The organism is Paraglaciecola sp., from assembly GCF_051252315.1.
Taxonomy (GTDB): domain Bacteria; phylum Pseudomonadota; class Gammaproteobacteria; order Enterobacterales; family Alteromonadaceae; genus Paraglaciecola.
The window spans coordinates 1-17,119 of sequence record NZ_JBPOFP010000024.1 but is presented as its reverse complement, the minus strand read 5'-3'; the positions used below and the strand labels follow the sequence as shown (position 1 = coordinate 17,119).

Genomic DNA, 17,119 nt, shown 5'->3' with positions numbered 1-17,119 from the left:
TAAATACCATGAAAAAGAATGTACAACTCAATCAATGGTTGTGGAAATGGCATGTAATCGCTGGGCTTGTCTCACTTCCATTTATGTTGCTATTGGCAATTACTGGGGTGATCTATTTGTTTAAGGCCGACTATAACCAGCAGGTTTATCAGTCGACTATGCAAGTAGCGCCCGCTACCACTGCCGCGCTAAATTACAACCAGCAGTTGTTGGCGGCACAACAATCAACACAAAAACCGATAGTGGGTGTCACCTTACCGAGTAAAGCCAATCAAGCCACCCTGTTTAAGGTTCAAGGAAAAGGCCGGGCAACAAACACCTTGTACGTTAATCCTTATACTGCTGAAGTGACCGGCGTGGTCGATCAAAAACAAACCCTAATGTATACGGTACGTAAATTACATGGTGAAATTTTACTGAGTAAAGCTGGCACCTTAACGGTTGAGTTAATTGCTAGCTGGTTTGCAGTTCTTATTCTCACGGGCTTGTATGTTTGGTGGCCTAAAGCTGGGAGTGGTGTGGCAGGTTTTTTCCTTATTCGCACCAGCAAAGGTAAACGTATTTTTTGGCGAGACTTACATGCGGTCACGGGCTTTTGGTTATCTTTAGTTATGTTAGCCGTGTTAGCCGGTGGTATGCCGTGGACGGATGTTTTTGGCAGCCAACTAAAATGGGTTCAAGCACAAACTGATACCGGTTATCCACAACATTGGCGCAGTTCCAAGGGCCTAGAATCAAAAGGACTGACTTCAAATTTAATCAAGACACAGCCAACAAGTTTAACTTTGGACCAAGTGGTAACAATCAGTAAAAGCTATAATTTACCTGGTGAACTTTCAATTATTTTGCCAACCACTCAAACAGGTGTTTATAGCCTGTCTAATCGCGCATTTTGGCTAGACGAACAGCAGGTTATTCATTTAGACCAATACAGCGGTAACATTGTTAAGTCTTATACTTGGGATGATGTGGGCGTCTTAATGGAGTTACGACAAGTGTTCATGCGTTTGCACCAAGGAGAATATGGCCCAGCTAATTGGTGGATAATGGTGATGATTGGTTTAGCATTTATCGTCGCCACAACTGCTGGTTTGGTGTCCTATTTAATGCGAAAAACCAAAGGCAGTTGGAGTATTCCCACAGTACCATCTCGTTTTAATGTAGATAAAACTCTAGTGGCTTTCATTATCGGTTTAGGATTGTTGTTCCCTATGTTTGGTGCGAGTTTACTATTGTTATGGTTGTGGGAACAAAAAGGTAAATTCGTGACTAACTCAAACTCGGATTGACCAAGAGTAAACATCCTAGGATCTCAACGGCTATTAATGTTTTAAGATCCTAAGTTTATGCCCGTGAATTTTTATCCCAAGTTCGGGTTTATTAATTTATTTTTGTTCGAAGGTTTCAAACTGATTAGGTAAAAAATCCACTAACCTACCCGACAATCCCACATAAGTTTTTAAAGTTTCTGGAAAAGACAAAAATATTTTAGGCAATAATTGGCGTAATTGATCATTGCCTCTTTTTTCAGCCTGGCTAATAGCAAGTGGCATATCAGCGAATGTAGTAAACATATATAAACAATGAGACAGGTCTTTTTGCAATTGGCGCATTTGTTCTTGCTGCTTAATTTGCATTTTGTCCCATGCATCTTGCCATACCGCTTCTAACTGTGCATGACCAAATAACATGCCCTGACACCATAGAGATAAAGTACTTTGAGTTGAAGTATCACCATCAAAATCCACTCCCTTTGGTAACCCAATCTTTTCATCACTCATATCTTTCAACTGATACTGTAATAATTTAACTAATAGATCGGTTAGTTGATCGGCTTGCTCAACACTAGTTAATTGATTTTTAGTTTTGATGATCCAAGGTAGCCAATCTTCTGGCATAGGGATTTCTGGTGCAGCGCAGGCAGCAAAAACTTGCCCTTGAATAAATGCATAAGGATGTATCACATTACGAAGAGCTAAAGAGTCACATAATTCACTTAACGTATCGTGGGCCGAAGATTCATAGATAGTCATAATTATTAAAAGAAAATCTTCCTTTCATCAGTCATATCTCAAAATTAACCGTATCTGCCAGTGAACACAATCATTAATCCACTTTTGAAAGTTTAGGCCAGCCAATCCAAATTGATAAACAACCAAAGAGTAAGATTAACATGGGGTACCAAGCATAAGGAGTTAATGCGAAAGGCGAGACGCCAGCTAAACTTGCCGCAGCTAACAGCTGGCCGCCATAAGGAACCACTCCTTGAAAACCACAGGAAAATATATCTAAAATACTGGCAGTTCGTTTGGGATCAACGTTAAACGGTTGGCTAAAACTTTTAGCGATAGGCCCAGCAGTGACGATAGCAATTGTGTTATTAGCCGTTGTGACATCTAAAAAGCTGACTAATATTGCACTGCCTGCTTCCGCACCTTTTGCTGATTTTACACGCTTCTGTATTCCTTGAATTAACCATGTTAAGCCACCATAAGACTTCATCAAGGCAACAATTCCGCCTATCATCAATGCTATGGCTACCATGTCCTGCATCCAGCTCATACCAGTTTGAATACTCTGTAACATTGAAGGCAAAGAAAAAATCCCTTTTAATAACCCAATAACACAAGCAGTAGAGATCCCAATTCCCAATACTATGACTACATGAAGCCCACACAAAGCGCTAACAATAATCACTAAATATGGGACAATTAGTCCCAAGTCATAGTCTTGTTGCGATATATCTGCCTTGCCTTCTAAACTCACCGTCATTAACAAAATAATGGTTAAGATTGCTGCAGGGATCACCACAAATAAATTGGCCTTAAACTTGTCTTTTAACTTCACACCTTGAGTTTGAGTCGCGGCAATAGTGGTGTCTGAAATAAAGGATAAATTATCACCAAACATAGCACCACCAACAACAATCCCCACAGTCAAAGGTACAGGTAGTCCTAAACTATTTGCTAAGCCAATTCCAATAGGTGTAATTGCGGTAATTGTGCCCATAGAAGTGCCCATGGCGAAAGCTATGAAACAGGTAATAACAAACAAACCAGGTAATAAAAAAGTAGTGGGAATATAGTGCAGCGCCCAATTGACTGTAGAGTCCCTAGCACCAATGTCGATGGTTACCGAATAAAATGCTCCAGCTAACAAAAAAATCATAGCCAGTAGTATGATAGTTTTTTCGCCCCCGCCCTTACAAAACACTTCTACTTTGTCGGCAAAAGTTAAATGGCGAGTAGGGCTATTGAGTAAAAAAGCGTAGGCAGAACTGATAGTAAAAGCCACAAGAATTGGCATAGTGGTGAAGTCTTGAGTGATAACACTCGATACCACAACAAGCCCTACAAACAAGAGTATAGGGCTTAAACCTAAGGCACTGACTGGTGTTGTTTTAGACATACTGTTACCGTCTAATTTTTATTTCAAAAAAAATAAATAATAGGAATTAAGCTTTAATTCTGGCGATTGCTTCTTCTAACACCGAGCGAGGGCAACCAAAATTGATACGTATGAAGTTCTTATCACCAAAATCAATTCCTGGAGAAGGTCCTACACCTTTATCTTCAAAATATTTTTGCGGATTATCAACTCCTAAACCACTTGCATCTATCCAAGCTAAAAATGTCGCTTGTGGAGGTAATAACTCCAACCCATCGATTCTCTCAATTTCATTAGTTAGATAATCTAAGTTACCGCGCAAATATGTCAATAACTCACCATGCCATTGGTCGCACAAGGTAAAAGCAGCTTCAGTAGCTTCAAGTGCTAAAACTGTCACCCAAGGCACAATACCTTTTGCTGCGGTATTAAATTCAGCACGAGTTTTGGGGTCTTCAATAATGGCAAATGACGCACCTAACCCAGCCACATTAAAGGTTTTACTTGCAGCCATTAAGGTAACAACCTTACCAGAAAATTCAGGCACTTTTCCCGCAGGGATATGTTTAGCGTTTTCATCCAAAATCAAATCACAATGAATTTCGTCAGAACATAAAGTCACGTTATTTTTCACACAAATGTCGGTGATCCGCTGTAATTCATGGGCGCTAAGTACAGAACCTACTGGATTCATTGGATTACAAACAACAAATAATTTAACGGCTGGATCTGCGGCTTGCTTTTCTAACTCTTCAAAATCAATCGTCCAACGACCTTCTTCTTGCACAGTACCAATATCGACACGTTCTAAACCATTAATTTTTGGAGCAGCGAGTAGTGGTGGGTAATTGGGGGTTTGTATCATCACCTTATCACCTGGTTGGCAATAAGCTTTACACGCCACATTAAAGGCCGGCACCACGCCTGGAGTCCAAACGATCCAATCAGCTGAAATTTCCCAACCATATTGACGAGCCAACCAGCTAACTACAGCCTGATTTGCCGCTTCGTGATGAGCTGGTAATGTATAACCCATTAATCCATGTTCAGTGCGAGCATGCAGTGCGTCTAAAATAGGCTGAGCACATTTAAACTCGGTGTCTGCCACCCACAAAGGTAATATATCTTTGCCTTTGTATTTTTCCCATTTGAATGAATATGTTGGTTTTCTATCGATTATTTGGTCAAACTGCATGCAAATATCACTTAAATTAAAGGTTAAATTACTGCGGATGGTAACTGAGAGTTAATCAGCATCTCTGATTAAGCGTTCTACTTTACCTAATAAATTATTAGTATGAAAAGGTTTCACAATAAAATCAGTCGCACCTAAACGCATAGAGTCCACTACTAATTCTTTAGTTGCATTGGCTGTCAACATTAAAAATGGGCAGTCTGGATACTGTTCTCTAAGCGCAGCCAATATCTGTAAACCACTGACATCAGGCATTAACCAATCACACACGACTAAATTTACTGAAGCCATTTCAGTTGATTTAACAAAAGCTAATGCTTTTATGCTATCTGAATAACTGATGATTGTGCCTGAGGTAATTTCCTCCAACACGACTTGCAGTAACTCTAAAGTAACTGTGTCATCATCAATAATTAAGATATTGCTATCGTACATTGGCCTATCCTTATAACTATTATTTCCATTTTTCTACATATATTAAGCGCAATATGATCTAGTCAAAGTCAACAAAACGCTTAACATTTATATCATTACTCTAGCCTAAGCAATCAAAAATGCCTCACGTTTTGTGATCATTACTCAATTAAATTATTAAGTGCTAACCTAATTTGTTAGACGCAACATGATACCTAGGATCTTCGTTTAGATTCATCTCTACGTACTCTTGCGCTTTTGTCATCAACTCACGACATTCAGGGCTAATATGCCTAATGTGTAACTTTTTACCTTGTTCTTTGTACTTGTCGGCTAAGCTATCAATCGCATCTACACCAGAAGAATCCCACACTCTTGATTCGTTAAAATCAATAACCACATCTTGTGGGTCATTCTGCGGGTCAAACAACTCCTTAAAATGTAATACAGAACCAAAAAACAATGGCCCTTCAAGCTCATATACCTTCCAGCCATCTTTATCATCATGCGTTTTAGCATGAATGTGTGTTGCGTGTTTCCAAGCAAAAACTAAGGCGGACACAATCACACCGACGACGACAGCAATCGCTAAATCAGCAATAACAGTAATACCTGTGACTAAAAACAATACAAATGCATCTTCTTTGTTTACACCACGAATAATTCTAAAAGATGCCCACTCAAAGGTACCAATGACCACAATAAACATTACGCCAACCAATGCAGCAAGTGGGATCATTTCGATTAATGGTGCGGCAAACAAAATAAAGCCTAATAAAACAACAGCAGCCGTAATACCAGATAAACGCCCACGTCCACCAGAGTTAATATTAATCATGCTTTGACCGATCATGGCACAACCACCCATACCGCCAAAGAATCCGTTTACAGTATTAGCAAGACCTTGGCCTAAACACTCTCTGTTACCTTGACCACGGGTGTCTGTCATTTCATCTATCAAAGACAACGTTAACAATGATTCAATTAAACCAATCAGGGCAATAATCACAGCTGTAGGCAAAATGATATACAGGGTTTCAAAAGTAAATGGCACCATAGGAATAGAAAATGTAGGTAATTCACCCGCTAAAGTGGCACCTGCTTTTTGGTCTTCAGGCAACATATCACGTACAAAATCAATTACAGTTCTAGCTTCTAAATCTAAGCCATGAACCAAAGCGGTCACACCAACAATCGCCACCAATGAAGCAGGAACAGCTGTGGTTAACTTAGGTAAAAAGAAGATAATAGCCATGGTCAATAACACTAGACCAAGCATGATGTACATCATTTCACCTTGCATCCATTGCAGGTTACCAAAGCTATCTAAAATCTTAAATTGGCCTAATTGGGCCAGAAAAATGACTATAGCTAAACCATTTACGAAACCTAACATAACCGGGTAAGGAACCAGTCGGATAAACTTACCTAACTTAAACACCCCAGCTAACATTTGCAGTAAACCCGCTAACAAAACAGCAGCAAATAAATATTGAATACCATACTGAGCAACCAATGCCACCATAACAACAGCAGTTGCACCTGTGGCACCAGAAATCATCCCAGGTCTACCACCAGCAATAGAGGTAATTAACCCCATCATAAACGCAGCATACAAACCAACCATTGGCTCTACGCCTGCCACAAAAGCAAAAGCAACGGCCTCTGGCACTAAAGCCAAAGCCACCGTAATACCAGACAATACGTCATTTTTCACGTTACTGTCTTTACTGGTAATCAAATCAAACATTTGGATTCCCATTATGTGTTCAAAAATTAGGCGCGGATTCTAGCAGAAATTAACCAGCATTTCTTTTAACAGATTGTTAAATAGTGAATAAATAGCACAATAATTGCGATCATCAGTTCGTAACAGAATCAACTGTGCTTAAAGGCAGCCTTGTATTTCAACCTCAGTCCTTTCTAAGGTTTACTTGTTATATTTCTGTTTCAGCTTGGATTGAAAGAATAGGAAACTTACTTTCGCCAAACGAAACTGTAATGGATTGGATTTCATTACCGCCAAAGTTTAACTTAAATTCTAATGGACTTTTCCTTACACCGTTTGCGAAAGTAGCCATGATATGATCTTGCTCCAACACTCTGTTTCCACTAGAGGTATTTGTTAATGTAAGAACAGCCCAACGCTCACCAAGATCGTTACTCATAATGACATAATTGATTAACTCAAAGTCACTATGCTTTGGCCTTATGCCTTTGTTATTAGGAAAAGAAAATTCAATGTGTTTAGATACTGAGCGATCAACATTCAACACTTCATTTTCATTAGCATTCGTTATAAACGCTGTAAACATTAAGCCTGTGATAATAGATTTGTACATCAGTTCCTACTTTTGTGACTTGTTAGCATTTTATACGTGTAATTCCATTGGTTGAAAACCTATACCATCTTTTTCACCTGCAACATCAGACTCAATAAACCCAAACTTTTTATATACTGGAATTGCAAATAGCGATGATCTAAGTGTATAGACATTAGACACACATACATTAATTGCATACTCCCAAAGCTCTCTTGATATCCCTTTACCCTGATGTTTCTCTGACACAAAAAGATGAAATAAATGGCTATTTCCTTTCATTGCAATGTATCCAACTATTTCATCGCTTATTTCATAAACAAAATTTGAATATTCTGAGTCTTCTACACGCCTTAATAATTCACTACTAGTAAGTGTTTGCTCGAACCATTCAGGTATTTCATGTTTTGGATTATTTAAATAAAAACCTGAAAGTGAAGCAACAAGGCTATTAATTTGAATTACATCATTTTTTTCAGCTACCCGAATTTGCACAAGCTCCCCTTGAACGCTAACACCATTTTCAAAACATAAAAGCCCTTGTTTAAACACAAGCTGTATACGTATATAAATTTTACCTATTTTAGACATAGGCAATAACTCATTACAACACAAAGATTTTCTTAGCTATCAACTTGTCTCAATTGGGAAATGCGGCAACGCCGATGCCCTTGATTCACCCCGGCTCTATGTTCGCAAATAATCTGCATATTTTTGTAGGATGAAACTGAACTCTTTAGCAGCACGGCTTCGCCCAGTTGAGCGACATGGATGTCGTTTAAAATACGTCAAGGATGACGATGAACGAAGTGAATAATAAAGGAAGCGCACCAAAGGACGTAGCGCATACTTTTAAACACGCATAAAAAAGGTCGGCTTTGCCGACCTTTTTTTAATAATAGCGATTAACTAAGCAATGATATCTAACAACTCAACATCAAATACTAAAGTAGCGTGTGGTCCAATTGCACCACCAGCACCTTGCTCGCCGTAAGCTAACTCAGAAGGTACGTGAAGCTTAAGCTTAGTACCCACTTTCATAAATTGTAGCGCTTCAGTCCAACCTTTGATTACGCCATTTACTGGGAATTCTGCAGGTTGACCACGGTCATAAGAGCTATCAAAAACACTGCCATCTAGTAAAGTACCGTGGTAGTGAGTACGTACTGTTGAAGTTAACGAAGGTGTTTCGCCGTCACCTTGAGTGATAACTTCATATTGAAGACCACTTTCAGTTACTGTTACTTCTTCACGCTTAGCATTTTCTGCTAAGTAAGCTTCGCCTTCAGCAATCACTGGAGCAAATTGTTCAGCTTTTGCCGCTTGCATACGTTGGTGAATTTGGTTGAACGCTTCACGTAGAGCATCGTTATCGACTTGTGCTTCTTTTTTAGCGAAAGCATCAGCAAGGCCTTCTTGTACTGCTGAAATATCTAATCCGTCAAAAGGGTTACCAGCTAATTGCTCGCCCATTTGTAAACCGATACCATAACTCGCTTGAGTTTCTACTGTTGTGAATTTATCTGACACACTTGCTCCTAATAAATATTATTTGGTCACGCTTAGGGTAACCTCAAAAAAAGTGGCAGGAGTATAGCACAGAGCGAAACTTGCTTTCACCACTTAGTTCAATGTTCAAATATTGAACTACTATAAAAAAAGTTAATAAGCCATTTACTATTGGTTTAGACAAATGCTGAGCATATGAGTATCTTATCTTTTTACTAAAAAACATTGGAGCCTAATATGTCACAAAATCTTGACTCTCAACTGATTGAAACTGTTCGTAATTTAGGTGTTGTTTTAGGTGAAACTATAAAAGACCAACTAGGTGAAGAATGGGTAGAAAGGATCGAATCGGTTCGTAAAGACGGTAGACTAGCCTATAAAGGTGATCAAGAATCAGCTGATCGTGTAAAGCAGCTTTTTACTGAATTGCCAAATGAAGACTTACTGACTGTAGGTAGAGCCTTTGCTCAATTTCTAAACTTAGCCAATATCGCTGAACAAGAATTTAACAGTAATAATGACCAAGATGACTCAATTGATAATTTATTTAGTCACCTTGATCAAGCCGATATTGAGGCTGATACGTTTGAACAAGCAGTACAAAAGCTTGATATCAATTTAGTTCTGACAGCACATCCAACAGAAGTGACACGACGCACATTAATCCATAAACACAGTGAATTAGCTAAATGTTTAAGTGACGTCCATGCCTCGGCAATCAATCCTGTTCAACGTAATAAAATTGAAACCCGCATTGCAGATTTGATCAGCCAAGCTTGGCATACCGAAGAAATTCGTACCATTCGCCCTACACCAGTAGACGAAGCACGTTGGGGCTTTTCTGTGATTGAAAACTCACTGTGGGAAGCCATACCAGAATTCATTCGAGAACTAGACAGTCGCTTTAACGACAAGTATGGCGTATCTTTTCCACTTGATGCCTCACCCGTGACCTTAGGTTCTTGGATGGGAGGGGACCGAGACGGCAATCCATTTGTAACATCAACAGTGACGGAACAGGTCTTATTACTTGCCAGAAAACGAGCCGCAAAACTTTTTGCTAAAGATATAGACTTTTTGCAAGTTGAATTATCTATGGGTGACTGCGATGACAATTTACGTGCCTTAGTTGGTGATACTTTAGAGCCATACCGTGCTCTATTAAGACCTTTATTAGACAAACTGAAAAAAACCCAAGAAGGCATAATCGACAAACTAGATGGCAATGTAGTCGATCAAGTAAATTGGATTACAGATAAAGACCAACTTCTGACTCCTTTAATGACATGTTATGAATCACTACAAGCTTGTGGCATGTCAGTCACGGCTAATGGCCACCTACTAGATACCATACGTCGCGTGCACTGCTTTGGCGTGCATTTGTTAAAGTTAGATGTACGTCAAGATTCAGAAAGGCATTCAGATGTATTTTCTGAACTCACTCGTTATCTAGGTATGGGTGACTATGGACAGTGGAGTGAAGAGGACAAACAAGCATTTTTATTGAAAGAATTAAGCTCTAAACGACCACTTTTTCCTTCAGCTTGGAACCCCAGTGAAGATGTTCAAGAGGTATTAGATACCTGTAAAGTGATTGCCGAAAATAGTCCACATGGTTTTGGCATTTATATTATTTCTATGGCGAGCCTACCGTCTGATGTACTCAGCGTGATATTGCTGTTAAAAGAGTTAGGTGTAGATTGGCCAATGCCTGTTGCACCTTTATTTGAAACTTTAGATGATTTAAATCAAGCCTCCAATGTAATCAGTAAACTTTTATCTGTGGATTGGTACCGCGGTTACATTCAAGGTCACCAATACGTGATGATTGGTTATTCAGATTCTGCTAAAGATGCTGGCGCCATGGCAGCTGGTTGGGCCCAATATGAGTCTCAAGAAGCACTAGTGGCGCTTGCCGAAGCCAATGATGTGGAATTAACCTTATTCCACGGTAGAGGCGGCACTATTGGACGTGGTGGTTTACCAGCCCATGCGGCAATATTATCGCAACCACCAGGTTCTTTGACTGGCGGATTCAGAGTCACTGAACAAGGTGAAACGATTCGTTATAAATTTGGTATGCCGATTTTAGCTCAACGCAGTTTAAGCTTGTATGCCAGCGCAATATTAGAAGCGTTAGTATTACCACCGCCGGCTCCAAAACAAGCTTGGCGTGATGCGATAGTGAAAATGGCTGCAGATGGACGCGACAATTACCGCAATATAGTACGCCATGACGAAAACTTTGTACCTTATTTTAGAGTCGCGACCCCAGAACAAGAACTTGGAAAACTGCCCTTAGGTAGTCGCCCAGCTAAACGTAAACCCACTGGTGGGATTGAAAGTTTACGTGCCATTCCTTGGATTTTTGCTTGGGCACAAACTCGCATGGTTTTACCTTCCTGGTTAGGTGTAATGAAAGCCGTACAAAGCTCTCTTGATAATGGCAGCCAAGATACTATAGCTGATATGTTGGCTAACTGGCCTTTCTTTAATTCACGCTTATCTATGTTAGACATGGTGTTCGCTAAAGCGGACCCGAGAATAAGCCACGAATATGATCAAAGATTAGTACCACAAGAATTAAGACACTTTGGAGACGCTCTGCGTGATGAATTGCAACTTAGCATAGACTTATTACTCAAGTTGCTTAAGCAAGACTCCGTCATGCAAAGTGATCCTAAAGGCGCCGTTTCCATGAATATTCGAGCCAGTTACCTAGAGCCGTTACACTACTTACAAATTGAACTATTAAGTAGAATTCGTGAGTTGGGCGACGAACACGATCCGACTCTAGAGCGCGCGATGATGGTAACCATAGCCGGTATAGCAGTAGGTATGCGAAATACGGGATAAAGTCAGTATCTTTAGCAGCAACGCTGCGTCTGACTTTATGGTTTTGCAAGGAAGCAAAAGCCGGATGAGGATCATCATGGACGAGTGATTGACTATACCCAAATAAATGCTCGCTTAATCAAAAGCCACACTAAATTAGTGTGGCTTTATTCTTTAAACTCCGCCTTATACCAATACAGTTTATCTCGGCGTCACCGCATAAATTCTAATATTATCAAACAAGGTTTCACCTTCTTGTGGTGTGGTAAATCCCCACTTTGACTTGAAGTGACCCAATCCTCTTGGTTGTTGATCTTCCCTATTGATTTCTGCTCCATGAGCAACTGTTGGTTGAGGTAAAAAGCCCTCTACTTTGCCAGCAGAATCAAGCACTCCTAGTAACTTAGGTTCATCTCCTTTCTCACCTAAGTACAGAGCCATTTTGGTATCTAGCATCACCAACCTCACTGAATACCATTTATGCATATCCAGTGAGTGCTTTTCGTGTACGACTATATTTTTAACGGGGTAATGAGAACGTTTCACTTTTTCAAACATTTCTTTAGTTTGTGTTTTTTCTATTTGTCGCAAACCAAATTGGCCACGAATGTCATCTTCAATTTTAAAAAACTTGGTGCCTATTTGCGCTCGACAAACATGCCCAGCATGGGTATATGTCTTGGAGTAAACATCATCAATGACTATGTTAAATCGACTACCTTTTACAAATTTAAAATCAAACTCAATAATGCTATTAGTGATGTCATTTGGCACTAACTGTTTCGCTTGTGTTCTCTTTTCTGGCGTTTGATAAGCCGTCCAATCACTTACCATTGATAACCTAGCTGTTGCGCCATGCCCAGCATTGGCTGGGGTAGCTAAACTTAATTTTCCGTCGTGTATTTTTCCGCCTGTCCAAAGTTTTCGGTTTCCGTCATTAAAATCTTGTGAATAAACAAGTTTGCCTTTTTTAAAGCTAAAGGTTTCTGAAGAGGCAGATACATTGGATGAAATACAATAGGCCAAGACAATGGCGACTAGTTTTCTACGGTTTGACATAGTAACAACAATTCCCTAATTTTATGGCGCTGAAAATCAACGGACTAGATTTTTAAAGCATTACATTGATTAGTCAAAGGCCTTTACTGATAATTTACGCAGTGAGTAAAGGCTAAAGCTAAGAGTTCATGTTGGATGGCTATTAACCGACGGTAATAAACTGACTTTTTACATGCCTACAAGTCAGTTTATTTTCAATGACGCATAGTTTAACTATTTTAAAATTGGCCCAGATGAAACCAGCTTTTTTCCTTCTTCACTGTCTGTAAACTGCTTAAAATTATCTATAAACAGGCTGGCTAAATCCGTGGCTTTTTTGAGCCATTCATCTTGATGTTGATAGGTATTACGGGGATCCAAAATGCGGTCATCACAATCATGCAAGCTTAGCGGAACCGCGAGATTAAAAATTGGAATTATTTGAGTTTCGGCCTTTTCAATTGAGCCATCCAATATGGCATCTATGATGGCCCGAGTATCTTTTATTGATATACGTTTACCGCTGCCGTTCCATCCTGTGTTCACTAGATATCCTGTTGCTCCCACGGCATCCATCCGCTTCACCAATACGTCGGCATACTTAGTTGGGTGAAGAGTTAAAAATGCCTTACCAAAACACGCTGAAAAAGTGGGCTGAGGCTCTGTTACTCCTCGCTCTGTACCAGCTAATTTTGCCGTAAAACCTGACAAAAAATGATACTTAACTTGATCATGAGTGAGCTTAGATACTGGTGGCAAGACTCCAAATGCATCCGCGGTTAGAAAAATGACTTTTTTGGCGTGACCAGCTTTAGACACGGGTTTAACAATATTATCGATATGGTATATCGGGTAAGAGACACGTGTGTTCTGCGTCACTGAGTCGTCGTCAAAATCAATTTTACCGTTAGCGTCCACGGTTACATTTTCTAATAATGCGTCTCTGCGGATCGCATGGTAAATATCAGGCTCAGCTTCTTTATCTAGAGCAATCGTTTTAGCATAACAGCCCCCTTCAAAATTAAAGACCCCTTCATCGTCCCAACCGTGTTCGTCATCACCGATTAGTTTTCGCCTGTGGTCCGTAGACAAGGTGGTTTTACCCGTGCCTGATAACCCAAAAAAAATTGCGGTCTCTCCATTTTCACCAACGTTTGCAGAACAATGCATAGCTGCCATATCTTTTTGAGGCAGATAATAATTCATCATCGCAAACATGCCCTTTTTCATTTCTCCGCCATACCAAGTGCCGGCTATAATTTGCATTTTTTCAGTAAGGTTAAAAACCGTAAACACTTCCGAATTTAATCCCTGTTGTTGCCAATTAGGGTTAGTGGTTTTCGATCCATTTAACACCACAAAATCAGGCTCTCCATAGTCCTCCAACTCTTCAGGAGTAGGTCGAATAAACATATTCATCACAAAATGTGCTTGCCAAGCAACCTCTACAACAAATCGTACTTTCATTCGAACCTTGGGATTTGCTCCACAAAAGGTATCCACAACAAACAATCGCTGCCCTGACAACTGATCAGTAACGACTTGTTTCAGATCTTGCCAAAGTTCTGGCGTGATTGGTTTGTTGTCGTTTGGAGCTTGCTGACTATTCCACCATAAGTGTTCTATGGTTGAATCATCTCGGACGATATATTTATCTTTAGGTGAACGGCCAGTATATATTCCTGTATGTACATTCACCGCGCCTAACTCTGTGATTTGACCTTTTTCATATCCAACCAATTCTGGCGATGTCTCTTCAATAAAGAGCTGTTCATAAGAAGGATTATAGACAATATTATTTGCTTGCTGGATGCCATATCTTGATAAATCTATTTTTGCTTTCATGTTAATTAACCTCAGTGGTATGGAGGAAAAATTGAGCATTAAATTATGGCCTGTTGACCTTGTTGCTTCCCCTTATAATCTTAGACTACTAGTGGGATTAACACATATACTCAACACGTTTAATTAATTGAATTCGTATGCATTCACAGTCTTCAAAATTTTGATGCTAATACCAGTCTGTAACCACAAAAAAGGCGCCGAAGTTCGGCGCCCATTTTTGAGATTCAATATTGTAAAAATGAATAATGTGAGTTCTAAGGGTTACTCACTGTCAGCATATCCAGAGTGGCTATTTCTTATTTCATAAAATGTAGCTTGGGCAAATTCATCGTCGCTACTGTTGTTGAGATGATATACACCCACTTTGAAATATTGATATTGATCATCTTGATCAAACAAACTGTCGCTCATGTCATGTGTCGCCACAACGTCATCTTTGCCTTCACGAATAATGGTTACAGTTAATAAATTAGACTCTACATTTATGCGATAACTAAACCTTTCGTTTAATGCAATACCGTCAGCGGGATTAGACGCACTGTTATCTCTTGAACCTATCATTTCTATGTAGACTTCATCGGCATTTTCCACACGACTTTCGTGAGCAAAATAGATCGAACCTTTATCGTTTCCGGGTAGTTTTCGATAATACAAACGGATAGGTTCATCATCATTAGCGTGAATTTGTCCTATAACCAAACGGCCAATTTGATAATTTTCTCCTGTCGTAGTCACTTCGTTCACAGCCAAAGTTACATTTAACTCCCCGTCAACACCACCTGCATTAGCCTGCGCTGTCCCCGACGTACTGCCAAACACCCAATTATTTTTATTGACCCCTTGAGTACTGTAGCCAGTGTTTCCGCGGCGTAACATTTCTCTTAATTCAACTCGCACATATTTAGTATTGGTAGACGTTTTGAATCCATAACTAGGAGAACGCATCACTATACCGCCATCTGCAGACGCGTAAAAAAACTCTGAATTGGTATAACCAGCTGCTAGATCTATTTCTTTGATAGAATCGGATTTACCATTATTGTCTTCATCTGTTGGCACACTTAAGTACCAATCAATGAGCTCAATTCCAAGTTCATTTGGGAATTCATCAATAATTTGGCCATCAGCACCTTCACAACTATGCGCTTCTACCTCAACGATACTGTTCCAATCATTTAAGTTATTACCTAAACCCAGTATTTTTATATAACGAGCCACACTTTCGGTTAAGTCTACTTGCTCAAAACCACTATGTTTTCCGCTAGACACACCTTCTTTTAATACATCGTTCCAAGCATTATTGTCAGTTGATGTTTGCACTTCAAAATTCGCTTGTCTGGAAGGCCCATCATGCCACTTTATTTTTAAAGACCCGACACTTTTATCACTACCTAAATCTAAAACAAGTGAATTAGCCGTACCTAACGACGACCATCTAGAGTCTGAACTCGTGTCGCCATCTATCGCATTCTTAGGTTCATAATCACCGTCGAAGGTTCCATCATCAGTGACTGCTGAAATGGCATATTGTTCATTTTGACAACCTACTATCGGAGCCTCTGGCTCAACGACGACTGGAGGAACTTCGACTGGTGGAGTTGCTTTAGGTATATCACTAACAAGGGACCCTCCACCACCACAAGCAGTAAGCAATATAAAAGGTAATGAAAACATGACTTTATAAAGTGACGAATTACGAAACATAAAAATGACCTAAGATTAAAAATAGACGAAGGATAATAAGAAGCCATTTAGCAAAGACTTTACGTCCACCAAATAAACCCAAACCAATTGGTAATTAAATAAATATTACCAAAATAACAAATTGGTAACAACAAAAATAAAAATTATTACAAATTGGTAAACATATGACTTACATTTTGTCTGTTTAGGTAATATTAGGATTTGGAAAAAAGAATTGAGAAGGTATCAGCTCAGGGTACTGTTCAAAAGCTACGGGCAATAAAAAAGGCCAACTAAGTGACCTTTCTTGAGTAACTAGTTTTAGACTAGTCTAAAATCTTAGCAACAACACCCGCAGATATGACCGCAAGGGATTGCGGAAATGCCGATCATGCAGGGACGCAATTATCGGCCTGTACGGCCACGTTATTCCAGGCATCCTGCCTTTCACCCCTTCGGCTGTTCAAAATCATTCCCGACGATTTTGTCACGGAGGTATCCACTCAGGGTACCGTACAAAAGCTGCGGGCAATAAAAAAGGCCACCTAAGTGACCTTTTCTTCAATCAATAACTAAATATTAGTCAAGAATCTTCGCTACTACGCCGGCGCCAACTGGCCACGTTATTCCAGGCATCCTGCCTTTCACCCCTTCGGGGCCAGCCTTCGGCTGTTCAAAATCGTTCCCGACGATTTTGTCACGGAGGTATCCACTCAGGGTACCGTACAAAAGCTGCGGGCAATAAAAAAGGCCACCTAAGTGACCTTTCTTGAGTAACTAGTTTTAGATATTAGTCTAAAATCTTAGCAACAACGCCCGCACCTACTGTACGGCCACCTTCACGGATTGCGAAGCGTAAACCTTCGTCCATCGCGATTGGGTTGATAAGTTC

General features: G+C 39.9%; 14 protein-coding genes. 2 read left to right on the top strand and 12 right to left on the bottom strand.

What is annotated here, in order from left to right:
• Positions 1 to 8 precede the first annotated feature (8 nt).
• Positions 9 to 1,289, top strand: a complete 1,281-nt coding sequence (locus ACSHXM_RS06750; protein ID WP_435687982.1) for a PepSY-associated TM helix domain-containing protein — start codon at positions 9 to 11, stop codon at positions 1,287 to 1,289.
• A 96-nt stretch (positions 1,290 to 1,385) separates the two neighbouring features.
• Here ACSHXM_RS06750 and ACSHXM_RS06745 read toward each other — a convergent pair whose 3' ends face one another.
• The 8 genes from ACSHXM_RS06745 to ACSHXM_RS06710 form a co-directional block, all read right to left on the bottom strand.
• Complete coding sequence (locus tag ACSHXM_RS06745; RefSeq protein ID WP_435687981.1) at positions 1,386 to 2,033, bottom strand: UPF0149 family protein; 648 nt, start codon at positions 2,031 to 2,033, stop codon at positions 1,386 to 1,388.
• A gap of 73 nt (positions 2,034 to 2,106) precedes the next feature.
• On the bottom strand, positions 2,107 to 3,408 hold the full coding sequence (locus tag ACSHXM_RS06740) for a Na+/H+ antiporter NhaC family protein (RefSeq protein WP_435687980.1): 1,302 nt from the start codon (positions 3,406 to 3,408) through the stop codon (positions 2,107 to 2,109).
• 46 nt (positions 3,409 to 3,454) lie between these two features.
• On the bottom strand, positions 3,455 to 4,582 hold the full coding sequence (locus ACSHXM_RS06735; RefSeq protein ID WP_435687979.1) for a MalY/PatB family protein: 1,128 nt from the start codon (positions 4,580 to 4,582) through the stop codon (positions 3,455 to 3,457).
• Between the two features lie 51 nt (positions 4,583 to 4,633).
• On the bottom strand, positions 4,634 to 5,017 hold the full coding sequence (locus tag ACSHXM_RS06730) for a response regulator (protein WP_435687978.1): 384 nt from the start codon (positions 5,015 to 5,017) through the stop codon (positions 4,634 to 4,636).
• A 163-nt stretch (positions 5,018 to 5,180) separates the two neighbouring features.
• The gene (locus tag ACSHXM_RS06725) at positions 5,181 to 6,746 is read right to left on the bottom strand and encodes a SulP family inorganic anion transporter (protein WP_435687977.1); all 1,566 of its coding nucleotides are present in this window, start codon (positions 6,744 to 6,746) and stop codon (positions 5,181 to 5,183) included.
• 187 nt (positions 6,747 to 6,933) lie between these two features.
• Positions 6,934 to 7,338 (bottom strand): hypothetical protein, encoded by a 405-nt coding sequence (locus ACSHXM_RS06720; RefSeq protein WP_435687976.1) that lies wholly within the window; start codon positions 7,336 to 7,338, stop codon positions 6,934 to 6,936.
• 30 nt (positions 7,339 to 7,368) lie between these two features.
• On the bottom strand, positions 7,369 to 7,908 hold the full coding sequence (locus ACSHXM_RS06715) for a GNAT family N-acetyltransferase (RefSeq protein ID WP_435687975.1): 540 nt from the start codon (positions 7,906 to 7,908) through the stop codon (positions 7,369 to 7,371).
• Between the two features lie 318 nt (positions 7,909 to 8,226).
• Positions 8,227 to 8,847 (bottom strand): FKBP-type peptidyl-prolyl cis-trans isomerase, encoded by a 621-nt coding sequence (locus ACSHXM_RS06710; protein WP_435687974.1) that lies wholly within the window; start codon positions 8,845 to 8,847, stop codon positions 8,227 to 8,229.
• 216 nt (positions 8,848 to 9,063) lie between these two features.
• Between ACSHXM_RS06710 and ppc the strand changes: the two genes are divergently transcribed.
• Positions 9,064 to 11,682 carry a phosphoenolpyruvate carboxylase gene (gene ppc, locus ACSHXM_RS06705; protein WP_435687973.1) on the top strand — a complete coding sequence of 873 codons (2,619 nt, stop codon included), beginning with the start codon at positions 9,064 to 9,066 and terminating at the stop codon, positions 11,680 to 11,682.
• A gap of 180 nt (positions 11,683 to 11,862) precedes the next feature.
• Here ppc and ACSHXM_RS06700 read toward each other — a convergent pair whose 3' ends face one another.
• The 4 genes from ACSHXM_RS06700 to ACSHXM_RS06685 form a co-directional block, all read right to left on the bottom strand.
• Complete coding sequence (locus ACSHXM_RS06700) at positions 11,863 to 12,720, bottom strand: hypothetical protein (RefSeq protein WP_435687972.1); 858 nt, start codon at positions 12,718 to 12,720, stop codon at positions 11,863 to 11,865.
• A 213-nt stretch (positions 12,721 to 12,933) separates the two neighbouring features.
• Positions 12,934 to 14,544 (bottom strand): phosphoenolpyruvate carboxykinase (ATP), encoded by a 1,611-nt coding sequence (gene pckA / locus ACSHXM_RS06695; protein ID WP_435687971.1) that lies wholly within the window; start codon positions 14,542 to 14,544, stop codon positions 12,934 to 12,936.
• 261 nt (positions 14,545 to 14,805) lie between these two features.
• Complete coding sequence (locus tag ACSHXM_RS06690; protein WP_435687970.1) at positions 14,806 to 16,248, bottom strand: polysaccharide lyase family 7 protein; 1,443 nt, start codon at positions 16,246 to 16,248, stop codon at positions 14,806 to 14,808.
• Between the two features lie 769 nt (positions 16,249 to 17,017).
• On the bottom strand, positions 17,018 to 17,119 hold a 102-nt coding region (locus tag ACSHXM_RS06685), incomplete at its 5' end, for a hypothetical protein (protein WP_435688003.1).

Coding starts and splice junctions, on each gene's coding strand:
- ACSHXM_RS06750 (WP_435687982.1), top strand. CDS start 9: ATGAAAAAGAATGTACAACTCAATCAATGGTTGTGGAAATGGCATGTA.
- ACSHXM_RS06745 (WP_435687981.1), bottom strand. CDS start 2,033: ATGACTATCTATGAATCTTCGGCCCACGATACGTTAAGTGAATTATGT.
- ACSHXM_RS06740 (WP_435687980.1), bottom strand. CDS start 3,408: ATGTCTAAAACAACACCAGTCAGTGCCTTAGGTTTAAGCCCTATACTC.
- ACSHXM_RS06735 (WP_435687979.1), bottom strand. CDS start 4,582: ATGCAGTTTGACCAAATAATCGATAGAAAACCAACATATTCATTCAAA.
- ACSHXM_RS06730 (WP_435687978.1), bottom strand. CDS start 5,017: ATGTACGATAGCAATATCTTAATTATTGATGATGACACAGTTACTTTA.
- ACSHXM_RS06725 (WP_435687977.1), bottom strand. CDS start 6,746: ATGTTTGATTTGATTACCAGTAAAGACAGTAACGTGAAAAATGACGTA.
- ACSHXM_RS06720 (WP_435687976.1), bottom strand. CDS start 7,338: ATGTACAAATCTATTATCACAGGCTTAATGTTTACAGCGTTTATAACG.
- ACSHXM_RS06715 (WP_435687975.1), bottom strand. CDS start 7,908: ATGTCTAAAATAGGTAAAATTTATATACGTATACAGCTTGTGTTTAAA.
- ppc (WP_435687973.1), top strand. CDS start 9,064: ATGTCACAAAATCTTGACTCTCAACTGATTGAAACTGTTCGTAATTTA.
- ACSHXM_RS06700 (WP_435687972.1), bottom strand. CDS start 12,720: ATGTCAAACCGTAGAAAACTAGTCGCCATTGTCTTGGCCTATTGTATT.
- pckA (WP_435687971.1), bottom strand. CDS start 14,544: ATGAAAGCAAAAATAGATTTATCAAGATATGGCATCCAGCAAGCAAAT.
- ACSHXM_RS06690 (WP_435687970.1), bottom strand. CDS start 16,248: ATGTTTCGTAATTCGTCACTTTATAAAGTCATGTTTTCATTACCTTTT.